Annotated in this window: 10 protein-coding genes; 5 read left to right on the forward strand and 5 right to left on the reverse strand. The window is 75.6% G+C overall.

Annotation, left to right across the window (positions count from 1 at the left end; all coding sequences use genetic code 11):
• Positions 1-42: 42 nt before the first annotated feature.
• The gene (locus AB4039_RS00140) at positions 43-1,221 is read left to right on the forward strand and encodes a PP2C family protein-serine/threonine phosphatase (protein WP_266836507.1); all 1,179 of its coding nucleotides are present in this window, start codon (positions 43-45) and stop codon (positions 1,219-1,221) included.
• Between the two features lie 11 nt (positions 1,222-1,232).
• Here AB4039_RS00140 and AB4039_RS00145 read toward each other — a convergent pair whose 3' ends face one another.
• The 3 genes from AB4039_RS00145 to AB4039_RS00155 form a co-directional block, all read right to left on the reverse strand.
• Entirely contained in the window at positions 1,233-3,341 is a 2,109-nt protein-coding gene (locus tag AB4039_RS00145; protein ID WP_442269653.1) for a SpoIIE family protein phosphatase, read from the reverse strand.
• A 196-nt stretch (positions 3,342-3,537) separates the two neighbouring features.
• A complete protein-coding gene (locus tag AB4039_RS00150; protein ID WP_266836503.1) occupies positions 3,538-4,614 on the reverse strand; it encodes an alpha/beta hydrolase family protein in 1,077 nt (358 codons plus the stop codon).
• Positions 4,611-5,546: a zinc-binding dehydrogenase gene (locus AB4039_RS00155; RefSeq protein ID WP_266836501.1), complete on the reverse strand. Its 936-nt coding sequence runs from the start codon at positions 5,544-5,546 to the stop codon at positions 4,611-4,613. The genes AB4039_RS00150 and AB4039_RS00155 overlap by 4 nt, the downstream gene beginning before the upstream one ends.
• 88 nt (positions 5,547-5,634) lie before the next feature.
• Here AB4039_RS00155 and AB4039_RS00160 point away from each other — a divergent pair, with 88 nt between their 5' ends.
• The gene (locus AB4039_RS00160) at positions 5,635-6,567 is read left to right on the forward strand and encodes a LysR family transcriptional regulator (protein WP_266836499.1); all 933 of its coding nucleotides are present in this window, start codon (positions 5,635-5,637) and stop codon (positions 6,565-6,567) included.
• A 60-nt stretch (positions 6,568-6,627) separates the two neighbouring features.
• Here AB4039_RS00160 and AB4039_RS00165 read toward each other — a convergent pair whose 3' ends face one another.
• A complete protein-coding gene (locus AB4039_RS00165) occupies positions 6,628-8,694 on the reverse strand; it encodes a phosphocholine-specific phospholipase C (protein WP_266836497.1) in 2,067 nt (688 codons plus the stop codon).
• 268 nt (positions 8,695-8,962) lie between these two features.
• Here AB4039_RS00165 and AB4039_RS00170 point away from each other — a divergent pair, with 268 nt between their 5' ends.
• A complete protein-coding gene (locus AB4039_RS00170) occupies positions 8,963-10,288 on the forward strand; it encodes a cytochrome P450 (protein ID WP_442269654.1) in 1,326 nt (441 codons plus the stop codon).
• A 177-nt stretch (positions 10,289-10,465) separates the two neighbouring features.
• Here AB4039_RS00170 and AB4039_RS00175 read toward each other — a convergent pair whose 3' ends face one another.
• Positions 10,466-10,978 (reverse strand): hypothetical protein, encoded by a 513-nt coding sequence (locus AB4039_RS00175; protein ID WP_266836493.1) that lies wholly within the window; start codon positions 10,976-10,978, stop codon positions 10,466-10,468.
• Positions 10,979-11,220: 242 nt separating this feature from the next.
• Between AB4039_RS00175 and AB4039_RS00180 the strand changes: the two genes are divergently transcribed.
• Together AB4039_RS00180 and AB4039_RS00185 are read left to right on the forward strand one after the other, a co-directional pair.
• Positions 11,221-12,426 (forward strand): sensor histidine kinase, encoded by a 1,206-nt coding sequence (locus AB4039_RS00180; RefSeq protein ID WP_442269655.1) that lies wholly within the window; start codon positions 11,221-11,223, stop codon positions 12,424-12,426.
• Positions 12,423-13,088 (forward strand): response regulator transcription factor, encoded by a 666-nt coding sequence (locus tag AB4039_RS00185; protein ID WP_266836489.1) that lies wholly within the window; start codon positions 12,423-12,425, stop codon positions 13,086-13,088. Before AB4039_RS00180 ends, AB4039_RS00185 begins: the two co-directional genes overlap by 4 nt.
• The last annotated feature ends 163 nt before the right edge of the window (positions 13,089-13,251 follow it).

Genomic DNA, 13,251 nt, shown 5'->3' on the forward strand with positions numbered 1-13,251 from the left:
CACCGGCGGCCCGCACGGGGCCGCCCGGCGGGCGGAGGCACCGTGTCGGATCGCGACAGCCGCGCGTGGGTCCCGGCGCCGGACGAGATCCTCGACGCGATCGGCACGACCGACGACGAGCACACCACCTGCCGGGAACTCGCCGCCTTCCTCTTCCGCGCCCTCTGCGACGCGGTGGCCGTCGACCTGACCGGTGAGGCCGGCCGCGTCGAGCGGGTGGCCGAGGCGGGCGCCTCCGGCCTGCTGCGGCCCCCGGGCCCCGGAGCGGGCGCGGCCGTCCGGGCGGTCGACGCCGGGCACCCGCTGCGCAGCTGGACGCTGCGGCCGGGCGGTCCCCCCGTGCACGGCCTGTCCGTCGAGCTCGCCCGCCACGGGACCTCGTACGGGATCCTCCTCGTGGCGCGCACCGGCGCGGCCTTCACCGACCGGGAGGCCGCCGCGCTGCACTTCGCGGCGCGGGTCGCCGCCGTGCACGTCCGGCACGCCCGGCGGCTCGCCGCCACCGAGAGCGTGGCGCTCGACCTCCAGCGGGCCCTCGTATCGGACCCCGGCCGGCCGCACCCCAACCTCCTCATCGCGGGCCGCTACCTGCCCGTCGGGCCGAGCGCGCTCGTCGGCGGCGACTGGTTCGAGACCGTGCGCCTGCACTACGGGCGGACCCTGCTGGTCGTCGGGGACGTCATGGGCCACGGCCTGGACGCCGCCGTCGACATGAACGCCTACCGCTCCACCCTGCGCGAGGTGGCCTCCACCGACCTGGCCCCCCACCGGGTGCTGCGCCAGCTCGACGCCGTGGTCTCCGAGGACGCCGGGCGGCGCCCCGCGACCTGCCTCCTGGTCCGGGTCGACCCCGCCCGCGGGACCGCGGTCTACGCCAGCGCCGGCCACCTGCCGCCCGCGGTGTTCGCCGCCGACGGCACCGGCCGGCTGCTCGACGTCCCCGTCGGCCCCCCGCTGGGCACCGGCCTCGGCGGCTACGAGTCCGCCGCCCACCCCCTGGCCCCCGACGAGACCCTCCTGCTCTACACCGACGGGCTGGTCGAACGCCGGGGCGAGGACATCGACACCTCCCTGGCCCGCCTCACCGCCGTGCGGCTGCCGCGCGGCGCCGGCATCGCCGAAGCCGCGGACGCGATCGTCGGCGGCCTCGACGCCCTCCACGCCGAGGACGACGTCGCCGTCCTCGCGGCCCGCATCCGCTCCCGCTCCCCCCACCCCTGACCCGGGCTCCGTCAGGAGAGGGTGCGGGCGATCAGGAGGGCGACGTCGTCGTGGGTGTCGGGACGGCGCAGGGCGGACAGGAGCAGGTCGCAGGTCTCCTCGATGGGGCGGTGCGGGCCGGCCAGGAGGTCGGTGAGGGTCAGCAGCCGGGTGTCGATGTCCTGGTCGCGGGTCTCGACCAGCCCGTCGGTGTACAGCACCAGCTCGTCCCCGGGGGCCAGGGTCAGCGAGGTCGTGAAGAACGGGATGCCGCCGACGCCCAGCGGGACCGCCGACTTCAGGCGCAGGAGCTGCGGGTGACGACCGACGCGCAGGTGGACCGGGGGCAGGTGACCGGCGGTGGAGAACAGGCACAGCCGGGTGTGCGGGTCGTAGACGGCGTAGACGCAGGTGGCCATCGCCTCGCCGAGGTCGGTGGTCGCCGCGTCCAGGTGGGTCAGGACCGTCGCCGGATCCAGACCCAGGCGGCCCAGGGCGCGGGCGGTGGCCCGCAGCTGGCCCATGGTGGCGGCGGCGTTGATGCCGCTGCCCATCACGTCCCCGACGACCAGCGCGGTGCGCTCCCCGGTGAGGGGGATGACGTCGAACCAGTCGCCGCCGGTCTCGTCGGCGGCCCCCGCCGGCTGGTACCGGTAGGCGATGTCCAGGCCCGGGGCCGCCGGCGGAGACTGGGGGAGCAGGTGCTGCTGGAGGGTGAGGGCGGCCTGCCGCTGGCGCTGGAACCAGCGCGCGTTGTCGATGGACACCGCCGCGTGGGCCGCGAGTTCCGAGGCGAGCAGCACGTCGTCCGGCCCGAACGGCGCCGGGTTGCGCGCCCGCTTGAGGTCCAGGGCGCCCAGGACCTGCCCCCGGGCGATGAGCGGCACCGCCAGGTACGAGTGCAGGCCCGCCTCGCCGAGCAGCCGGGCCGCGTCCTCGTCGCGGGCGATCCGGGGCAGGTCCTCGGGCAGCACGTGCGGGACGAGGACGGGCCGACCGGTGCGGGCGCAGCGGGAGACCAGCCGGGCGGGGCCGTACAGGGCGACGTCCCCGACGGGGTCGGCGGCCGCCTCGGCGGGGGTGCGGTAGGCGGACTTCACCGCCAGCGCCCGGAACCGTACGCTCAGATCGCCCGGATCCCCGCCCGGCCGCAGACCCGTCAGAGCCGTGTCGAGGACGTCGACGGCGGCGATGTCCGCGACCTCCGGGACGGCGACGTCGGCGAGTTCCCGGGCGGTGATGTCCAGGTCGAGGGTGGTCCCGATGCGGACGGAGGCGTCCGCGATCAGGGACAGGCGCCGCCGGGCGTGGGCGGCGGACACGGCCGTACGGTGCTGTTCCGTCACGTCCATCAGCGACACGGCGACGCCGATCACCCGGTGAGCCTGGTCGTCCAGCCGGTAGAGCGACACCAGCCAGGCGCGCTCGCCCTCGTCGTCCGCGGCGATCCGGCCGGTGGTGAACTCGTCCAGCACGGGCACGCCGGTCGCCATGACCTCGCGCATCYGCGCCTCGATGGCCGAGCCGTCGAGGAAGGGCAGGATCTCGGCGATCCGCTGCCCCAGGTGCCGGTCGGCGGAGACGCCGTTGATGCGCTCCAGCGCCGGGTTGACCAGCACGTAGCGCAGATCGGTGTCGAGGACGGCCAGCCCGATGGGGGACTGGTCGACCAGGCGCAGGGAGAGGGCCAGGTCCCGCTCGACCCGGCGCAGGGTGGCCTGCTCGGAGGCGAGGCCCAGCGCGAAGAACCGGCCGTTGTCGGCCTGCAGCCGCATGTTGCGGAACTCCACCAGCACGGTACGGCCGTCCCGGTGGCGTACGGGGAACACCCCCGCCCAGGAGCCCGAGTCCCCGCCCGCCATGACCCGGGCGAACAGCCCCAGCACCTCCTCGCGGTCCTCGTCCGCGACCAGCAGGGCCGCCGCGTACCGGCCGAGGGCCTCCTCGGCCGTGTATCCGAAGAGGGTGGCGGCCTGCGGGCTCCACAGGGTGATGCGGCCCGCGGCGTCCAGGACGATGGCGGCCACGCCGAGGACGTCGAGCAGAGCGCCCGCGGCCAAGGACCCGGCCGCCGCGGACCTCACCGCCCCGCGCCGTGCCCCGGCGCGCGGGGCGCGGGGCGCGGGCTGCCCATCGGTCATGCAGACCTCCTCACCCGGACGGACCTCCTTCCATGCTGCGTCCCCGCTCCCGCCCCTGCGACCCGTGCCGGGCACCGGGGGTGGCGGGGAGGGAGCGGAGCGTGCCGGGGGGCGGGGTGCGGGTCGGGCGCCCGGTCCGGGGGCAGGGCAGGGGCACGGGTCCGGGTCCTGGGCCGGAGGGGCCGGTCAGGTCCGGTCAGGGCCGGCCGGGGGCCGTCAGTGCTTCGGCCAGCCAGTCCGCGGTGCGGGCCAGCCAGTGCGGGTGGGCGTTTCCGAGCAGGTGGTCGCCGTGCGGGACCAGGAGGTACTCCCCGCGCGGGGCGAGCGCGGCCAGCCCCGCCCCGTTCGCCACACCCGGGATGACGTCCCGCCCGCCGTCCACCACCAGCAGCGGGCAGGCGATGTCCGGCGCCACCCCCGACAGGTCGACCCGGCCGGCGAAGGCGCGTGCCCGCCCCACCCCGCCGGAGCGCCGGGCGAGCAGCTCCCGCAGGACGGGCGGCAGACCGTCCCATTCGAGCCGCAGCGGCCCGCTCACCGTGGCCGCCGCGGCCACGCGGGGTTCGAGGGCCGCGCTGCGCGCCGCGTACCAGCCGCCCAGGCTGAGGCCGATCAGCCCGACGCGGTCGACGCCGAGCGCGTCGACGACCCCGGCCACCACCTGCTCGTAGTCCGGCCGCAGGGTGCTGTACGGGGCGAGCACGCCCTGGCCCGGCCCGTCCATGGCGAACACCGCCAGCCCCCGGTCCAGCAGCGCCCCGGTGACCGCGTGGAACTCCTCCTTCCCGGAGTCCAGGCCCGGAACCACCACCACGGTGGCCGCCGCGTCCGCCGCACCGCGCAGCCAGCCGGCGAAGGAGGCCCCCTCGATCCGCCGCGCCCCCGGCTCCAGCAGGGCCAGCGCCCGTCCCATGGCCGCGTCGGCCTCCGCGGCGGCCCGCGCCTGGGCCCGCCCCCGCGGGTCCGGGCCCAGCGTCGCGAAGTGGAACCAGCGGGCGGCGACCTGGAGGTGCCCGCCCTCGGAGACGGTCGAGGCCGCCCGCTCCGCGCGGGCGAGGTGGCGCCGGCCCGTGGCCGCGAACGCCTCGGCCCAGCCGTCGGCCAGAGCCGGCCCGCCCGTCACCCACCGGTACTCGTGCGGGTCGAGCCCGGCCCCCGTGGCCCGGCTGAACCGCTCCTCGGCGACAGCGGCGGTGGCGACGAGGACGTCCTCGGGGGATGCGGTGGCCGTGGCCGTGTCCGTGGCCGTGGCCGCGGCCGGTGCCCGGCTCATCGGGCCGCCCCCGTCGCCAGGCCCGTCGTCAGCACGGCCTTGCCGCGGATCCGCCGCTCCCGCAGGTCCACCAGCGTCCCCGCGGTCCGCTCCCAGTCCGCGACCCGGTCGATCTCCGGGTGCAGCCGCCCGGCTCCCACCAGGCGTACGAGGGTGTCCAGATCGCCGGCGTACGGGGCCCCGGCGTAGTGGAAGTGCCGGATCGAGGCGCCCTCCGGACCGGCGAAGAAGTCGAAGAAGTCCAGGGTCGCCGCGGTCCTGGAGGCCTGCCCGAACCACACCAGCAGCCCGCCCGGCGCGAGCCGGGACAGCGCCACCGCCAGGGCCGGCCCGCCGGTGGACTCCAGCACCACGTCGAACGGCCCCCGCGCCGCGGCCACCTCGTGCACGACCGCCGCCGCGCCCAGCCGCCGCAGCCGCTCCCCGCGCGCCGCGGTCGCCGTCACCACGGTGACCTCGGCGCCCGCCGCTGCCGCCAGCTCGGTGACGTAGTGCCCCACGCCACCCGAAGCGCCGGTCAGCAGGACGCGGCGGCCCGCCAGGCTCCCCACCGTGCGCAGCAGCCGCAGGGCCGTGATCCCGGCCAGCGGCAGCGCCGCGGCCCGGACCGCGTCGATGCCGTCGGGCAGGACGGCCAGCGCATGCGTGGGTACGGCCACGTACTCCGCCCAGCCGCCCAGTGGCGGATGGCCCACCACCCGGGTCCCGATGGGCGGGCCGGAACCGTCGGCCGCCGCCTGCACCACCAGCCCCGCGACGTCCTTGCCGGGGAGCAGACCGGGCTTCGGCCGCTCCAGCAGAAACGTCTCGCCGCGGTTCGGCGCGAACGCCTCGACACGGACCAGCACCTCGCCGTCGGCCGGTACCGGCTGGGCGTCCTCGGCGAACTCCACCGGCCGCGCCGGATCTCCCGTGGGAATCAGTCTCCTCATGCCCGCCATGGAAGCGGCGGGCCCGCGGAGCGGTCCAACAACCCGCGGGAGCGGACGACAACCAGGGGTTGTCGCCTAAGGTGAGGGCGTGGATCTTGATCTCGCGCAGGTGCGCGCCTTCGTGGGTACCGCACGGGAACTGCACTTCGGCCGGGCCGCCGGGACGCTCGCCGTCTCCCAGCAGGCCCTGTCGAAACGGATCGCCCGCCTGGAGTCCGCCCTCGGCACGCCGTTGTTCGACCGGGGTGGCGGCCAGGGCGTCCGGCTGACCGACGCGGGGCGCCGGTTCCTCGAACCGGCGCGCCGGACCCTCGCCGCCGCCGACCGCGCCGTGGCCGCCGTACGGGACGGGCACCGGCCGCTGAGGGTCGACGTGTGGGGCCACCTGTACGCGCCGATGCGGACGCTGGCCCCGGTGGCGGCGGCCGCCGGGGAGGCGGCCCTGGAACCGGGCCACGGCCGGGACCTGCCCTCGGTGGCCGCCGCGCTGCTGCACGGGGACGTCGACGCCGCCTTCGGGCGCGTCCACCCGCCGCTGCCTACGGGACTGACGCACCGTCTGGTGCGCCTGGAGCCGGTCGACGCGGTCCTGGGAGCGGACCATCCGCTGGCGGCGGAGCCCGAGCTGCGGCCCGAACAGCTGCGGGGCGGCGTGCTGTGGACCCCCGGGGCGCTGGACCGCCTCGACTTCCTGCACCGCTTCGCCCGCCGCTTCGGCGTCGCCGAGCACGCCGAGAGCCCGAACCTGGGCCCCGACCACTTCCTGTCCGGGCTCCGCGGCGACCCGCGGCGCTTCACGCTGATGCCGGCGGACGTGCCGCTCCCGCGGACCCCGGACATCCGGTCCGTGCCGCTGGTGCGGCCCACCCCGCTCTACGCCTGGTCGCTGCTGTGGCGCGCCGCAGACCCCCACCCGGGGCTGCCCGCGCTGCTGGCCGGGCTCGCGGAGGAGGCCGGGCGCAGCCGCTGGCTGGAGTACGACCCGGCGCGCGACTGGCTGCCGGAGCCGGAGTCCGCGTAGGGGTACGGGCGCGGGGCGGACCCGAGCGGCCGCCCGCCGGGCGACCGCTCGGGACGGGCGTCAGGAGGACTGGTCGGTCAGGATCCCGGGGTCCGACAGGCCGGCCGCTCCCGTCTCGACCTTGCCCGCGAAGCGGCGCAGGAAGTCCGGTGCCCCGGACGCGGTGACCGTCACGTCGTACCAGCGCCGCGTGTTCCTCAGCGGAACGGCGTACGTGACCGTCGCGCCCTTGGCGACGGTGAGGCGCTTGGGCCCGCCCCCGTAGGCGTTGGTGACCGTCAGGGTCGCCGCCGACGCCCCGGCGTTGGTGAGGGTGAGGTCCAGGTTTCCGGTGGTGGCGTTGTGGCGCGCGGTGACCTCGGGGCCGGGGGTGGTGCCGGGGTTGCGGAAGCCGCGCAGGAAGCCGTTGGGGCCGTGCACGGTCAGCTCGGTGACCCCGGACGAGTACCGCGTGTTCCAGGTGTCCGCGATCGACTTGCCGGCCTCGGCGGTGTAGGTCCAGGGGGCATCGGTGCGGTTGCCGGAGGTGACGTGGAACTGCGCGCCCAGCTCCGGGCCGCCGCCGAAGGTCAGCCGGAACTTCCCCTCCCCGGTCAGCGCGGCGCCGTCCACGTACGGGGCGTACTTCAGCGCCCGCGTGGGGCGCAGGCCCTTCTCCTGGCGCGGTACGGCTCCCTCGGCGGGCGGGGCGGGCCGGAAGTCGGGGTGGCGGTCGCGGTCCTGCGGGAACCAGGCCCCGGTGTCGGGCAGCCGGACGGAGGCGGTGTCCTTGCGCGCGAAGTCGAAGGCGGAGGTGAGGTCTCCGCACACGGCGCGGCGCCACGGCGAGATGTTGGGCTCCCGCACCCCGAAGCGCTGCTCCATGAAGCGGATGACCGAGGTGTGGTCGAAGGTCTCGGAGCAGGAGTACCCGCCGGTGCTCCAGGGGGAGACGACGAGCATCGGGACGCGCGGGCCGAGGCCGTACGGTCCGGCGACGTACCCGGGCTTGCCGGGGAAGACGTCCAGGGCGGTGGGCGTGGTGGACAGGCCCTGGGAGGCGTCGGCGGGGGCGTACGGGGGCACGACGTGGTCGAAGAAGCCGTCGTTCTCGTCGTAGGTGATGAAGAGCGCGGTACGGGCCCACACGTCGGGGTTGGAGGTGAGGGCGTCCAGCACCTGCGCGATGTACCAGGCGCCGTAGTTGGAGGGCCAGTTGGCGTGCTCGCTGAAGGCCTCGGGGGAGGCGATCCACGAGATCTGCGGCAGCGTGCCGGCGGCGACGTCGGCGCGCAGCCGGTCGAAGTACCCCTCGCCCGCCTTGGCGTCGGTGCCCGTCCGGGCCTTCTCGTACAGCGGCTCTCCGGGCTTGGCGCCCCGGAAGCTGTTGAAGTACAGGAGGGAGTTGTCGCCGTAGTTGCCGCGGTAGGCGTCGTTGATCCAGCCCCAGGAGCCGGCCGCGTCGAGGCCGTCGCCGATGTCCTGGTAGACCTTCCAGGAGATCCCGGCCGCCTCCAGGCGCTCGGGGTAGGTGGTCCAGCCGTAGCCCGCCTCGGCGTTGTTGAGGACCGGGCCGCCGCCCGTGCCGTCGTTGCCGGTGTGGCCCGACCAGAGGTAATAGCGGTTGGGGTCGGTGGAGCCGATGAACGAGCAGTGGTACGCGTCGCAGATGGTGAAGGCGTCCGCGAGGGCGTAGTGGAAGGGGATGTCCTCGCGCGTCAGGTGGGCCATGGTCGTGGGCGTCTTGGCGGGAACCCAGTTGTCGTACCGGCCCTTGTTGAAGGCGCTCTGGCCGCCCGCCCAGTCGTGGTTGAGGCCCTGGAGGAACTCCATGCCGAGGTGGTCGGACGAGGGCCGGAAGGGCAGTGTCTCCTTCGTACCGTCGGACTGGTGCCAGACGGACTTGCCGCTGGGCAGGGTCACCGGGCGCGGGTCGCCGAAGCCGCGGACGCCGCGCAGCGCGCCGAAGTAGTGGTCGAAGGAACGATTCTCCTGCATGAGGACCACGATGTGCTCGACATCGGCGAGGGTGCCGGTGCTCCCCTGTGCGGGGATGGCGGCGGCCCGCGCGATGCTCTCGTCGAGCATGGTCAGGGCGGCGGCGCCGCCCGCGAGCTGCAGGAAACGGCGGCGGTTGAGTTCTGCCATGGCGGTACGACCTCTGTGGTTGAGGGTGGTTGAGCGCCCCCAGCACAGCGTGGCCGGGGTACCGGACAGGGAGCCTGACGTGACGGCAGCGGATACACCAGGCGAACGGCAGCCGGATTCCGGCGGAGTTCGGCCAGACGGCGACCGGGAGGGGCGCGAACCGGCCCCGTCGGAGGACGGCCTGTCGCGGGGAGCCCGCGCTCCCCTACAGTGCGTGATGCCCGCACCCGGCACGTGACGCCGCACACCCGCCGAACAGGAGCCCACCGTGGCCACCGAAGCCAGCCCCGGCCGCCTCCCCGTCCCGTCCCCGGCGGACCGCCCGGTCCCCGGCCTCGACCCCGCCCTCGTCGCCGAGTGGAGGGCCGGGGGAGGGGAACCGATCGACCTCTTCACCCGGGCGCGCGAACGGCTCGGCGGCATCGCGGCGTTGGACCTCGGCACCGGTTCCGGGCCGACGGTCCTCGTCACCGAGCCACAGGCCGTCCAGCACGTGCTCGCGCTCCGTCCGGACCGGTACGTCAAACGCTCGCACCGGGCCCGGCTGCTGATCGGCGACGGGGTCCTGGCCGCCACCGGTGAGGCGTGGCAGCGGCAACGGCGGCTGCTGCAGTCCCAGTTCACCGGCCGGGGGATGCGCCGCTACGAACGGCGGATCACCGGAGCCGCCCGGACCGCCGCGGCGCGCTGGGCCGGGTACGCCCGTACCGGTCGGGTCTTCGACGTCGGCGACGAGATGCGCCGCTTCGCCCTGGACACCATCTGGCGGTCCCTGACCGGGCATCCCCTCGACCCCGTGACCGAGCGCGAACTGGGCGCCGTGGCGCACGTGGTGGCCGAGCTGCCCACCCTGCCGGCCGACGGGGGCGCCGCCCGGGGGGCCGTCGCGGCCGAGCTGGCCCGGATCGACGCCGTGGCGGGCCGCGCCATCGAGGCCGCCCGCGACGGCACGGCCGGACCCGACGGCCCGGGCCTGCTGCACGTGCTGCTCGACGCGGCGGGAACGAGCCCCGAGTACACCGACCGGCTGGTCCGCGACGAGCTGGTCACCCTCCTGGTCGCCGGTCACGAGACCACCGCCACCACCCTGACGTGGCTCCACCTCCTGCTGGACCGGAACCCGCGGGCGCGGGAACGGGCCCTGGCCGCGGGCGCCGAAGGCTCGCCCGAGCGGCGGCAGGCGGTGCAGGCCCTGGTACACGAGACCCTACGCCTCTACCCGTCCGCCTGGATGCTGCCGCGCAGCGCTGCGCGCGACGACGTCCTCTGCGGGTACCGGATCGCGGCCGGCACCGACGTCCTGGTCTGCCCCTACCTCACGCACCGCGACCCGGGGGTGTGGGAGGATCCCGGGCGGTTCGACCCGGCGCGCTTCACCGTCCCCGGCCGGCGCCCCGCCCACCCGGGAAGCTACCTCCCGTTCGGCATGGGACCGCGGGCCTGCCTGGGCCTGCGGTTCGCCCTCCTGGAGTCGACCGTCCTCCTGGAGCACCTGCTGCCCGCCCCCGCGCCGCGCTTCCGCTCCGTCCCGGAGGGCGCCGCGTACAGCATCACGGTCCGGCCCGACGGCCCCACGCCCGCGACGCTGGGCTGACGCCGGGGGCGGCGGCCCTTGCGGCGCACGGTTCCGGTTCGGGCGGTGCGGGGTCCCCGTCCGGCCGTACGGTTCCGATGGGGTCCCCGTCCGGCCGTACGGTTCCGGTCCGGGCCCGCTCGCGCCCGCCCTGGCGGCGTACCGGCCCGAGCGGGTGCGAGCGGGCCCGGCCGCCGGTCAGTGGAAGAGCATGGAGGCGCCCCCGGCCGCCGTGGTGACGGAGCCCGGGCACAGGAAGCTGCCCGAGGTCTTGGTGGCGGTGAAGGCCCTGTTGACGTACTTCCTGGTCGTCCCGTCGCGGTCCCACACGATGTTGGTGGCCTTGTAGCGGCAGGAGACGAAGCTCTGCTGCCCGGTGATGTCGATCAGGTCGGTCCGGGCGGTCGCGGCGGTGTCGTCGAAGGTGAAGGCCGGGTTGTTGTTGAGGGAGGCGGTGATGCCCCCGTCGCAGGTGAGGTTGCCGCCGGGCTTGTTGATGCTGGTGCGGTCGACGGTGAGGGCGGCGGGGGGATTGGCGCCGGTCCGTGCGTTGGTCCAGCCGCAGGTGTTGCCCGCGACGACGATGACGCCGTCGACCTTCTGGTCGGCGGTGGGTGACGCGGTGGCGGTCGTGACGCCGGCGACGGTGGCCGCGAGCGCCAGTGCGGCGACGCCGAGCTTCGTCCGGTGGGGCTGCGTGAGGTGCAGCATGTCGCTCCTCCTTGACACGTCCTTGTGGGGGTGTGGTGCGAGGCCGGTGCGGAGTGCGTCACGGAATGTCCCACAGGGGTCGTGAGATGTCATGCACGCATCATGGATTGGCCGGATCGTGCTGCGCCGCGGGGCGCGCGGGGAGGGGTGCGGCGTACTCGGGTGTACTACCGGGGGAGTACACCGAAGACGCTACGCCGGGGTGACGCCGGTGACGCGGGCCCACGTCTAGCGTGGCGGTCATGGAACAGCAGCGCGAACGCCACGGTCCGCCGTGGCGACGATGGGCGGAAGGAGCCGGGCGGGGCCCGGGCCGGCGCTCCGCGCTGCTCGTCGCCGTCCTGGCACAGGTCGGGTCCGGATGGGCGGCGCAGGCGCAGAGCGGTCGCATGCCGCTCGACGGGTGGGCCCGGATCCTGCTCCTGCTCGGGCCGGCCCTGCTGGTCGTGCGCCACCGCCACCCGGTGGCCGTGGTCTGCGGGGTGAGTGCCGTCACCCTGGTCTACCTCGGAGCCGGGTACCCCTACGGCCCCGTCTTCGTCAGCCTGGCCGTGGCCTGTTTCGCCGCCGTCGTCTCCGGTCACCGCAGGGCCGCCTGGGGGGCCGTGGCACTGCTGTGGACCGGCCACCTGCTCATCGGGCACTGGCTCTACCGGTGGCTGCCACCCGCCGGGGACGGCCCGGCGCCCTGGACGCAGGAGCTGGGCATCACCGCCTGGATCCTCGCCGTGCTCGCCGTCTTCGAACTGGTCCGCGTCCGCCGCGAGCAGTGGTCCCGGGAGCGGCTCGAACGGGCGGCGGCCGCCCGCCGCCGGGCCGACGAGGAGCGGCTGCGCATCGCCCGCGAACTCCACGACGTCCTCGCCCACAGCATCTCCGTGATCAACGTCCAGGCGGGGGTCGGCCTGGCCCTGCTCGACACCGACCCCGAGCAGGCGCGCACCGCGCTCACCACGATCAGGGCGGCCAGCAAGGAGGCGCTCGGCGAGGTCCGCCTGGTCCTCGACACCCTCCGGGCCCCCGGCGCCGCGCCGCGCGCGCCCGCCCCGGGCCTGGACCGCCTCCCCGAACTCCTCGACCAGGCCGCGGCCGCCGGCCTGACCGTCACCGCCGCCGCCGAGGGACGGCCCCAGACCCTGCCGCCCGGCGCGGACCTCGCCGCCTTCCGCATCCTCCAGGAGGCCCTGACCAACGTGGTGCGGCACTCCGGCTCGCGCACCGCCCGCATCCGGCTCGCCTGGCGGACGGACGGCCTCGAACTACGGGTGGACGACGACGGCCCGGCCACCGGGAATCCCGCGGGCGGCAGCGGCAACGGCCTCGCCGGAATGCGTGAGCGGGCCGCCGCCCTGGGTGGCACCATCGAGGCCGGTCCCCGCCCGGACGGCGGCTTCCGGGTGATCGCGAGACTCCCGCCGACGGCCGCCCCGCATCAGGAGGAACCGTGATCAGCGTCCTGCTCGCAGACGACCAGCTGCTCGTCCGGGCAGGGTTCCGGGCCCTGCTCGACGCCCAGAGCGACATCGAGGTCGTGGGCGAGGCATCGGACGGCGAGGAAGCGGTGCGGCTCGTCCGGGCCCTGCGCCCCGACGTGGTCCTCATGGACATCCGGATGCCGGGCCTCGACGGACTCGCCGCGACCCGGTCGATCACCGGGGACGGGACCCTGTCGGCCGTGCGGGTGGTCATGCTGACCACCTTCGAACTCGATGAGTACGTCTTCGAAGCCATCCGCTCCGGCGCCTCCGGCTTCCTCGTCAAGGACACCGAACCGGAGGAACTGCTGCGCGCGGTCAGGGCGGTGACGGACGGCGACGCCCTGCTGTCCCCCGGCGTCACGCGCCGTCTGATCGCGGAGTTCGCGGCCCGCTCCAGACAGCCCGCCTGCGCGGCGGGCCTGGAGCGGCTCACCGAGCGGGAGCGCGAGGTGATGGCCCTGGTCGGCATGGGGTTGTCCAACGAGGAGATCGCCCGCCGGCTGGTCGTCAGCCCGCTCACCGCGAAGACGCACGTCAGCCGGACCATGGTCAAGCTCGGCGCCCGGGACCGCGCCCAACTCGTCGTCCTGGCCTACGAATCCGGGCTGGTCCGGCCCGGCTGGCTCGGCTGAGGCCCACCGCCCACCGCCCACGGCCCACCCCGCCGGCGCCGGGCGCCGGGGGTACTCCCCGGGAAGTACCCCCGGTGCAGCCCGCCGTACGACGACCCGGGCCCCCTCCCGGAGCGAGGCTCGGAAGCGAGACGAGAACCACCCGCTTCCGAGGAGCCGAACC

Origin of the sequence: Streptomyces sp. M-16 (assembly GCF_052114405.1) — a bacterium.
GTDB lineage: Bacteria > Actinomycetota > Actinomycetes > Streptomycetales > Streptomycetaceae > Streptomyces.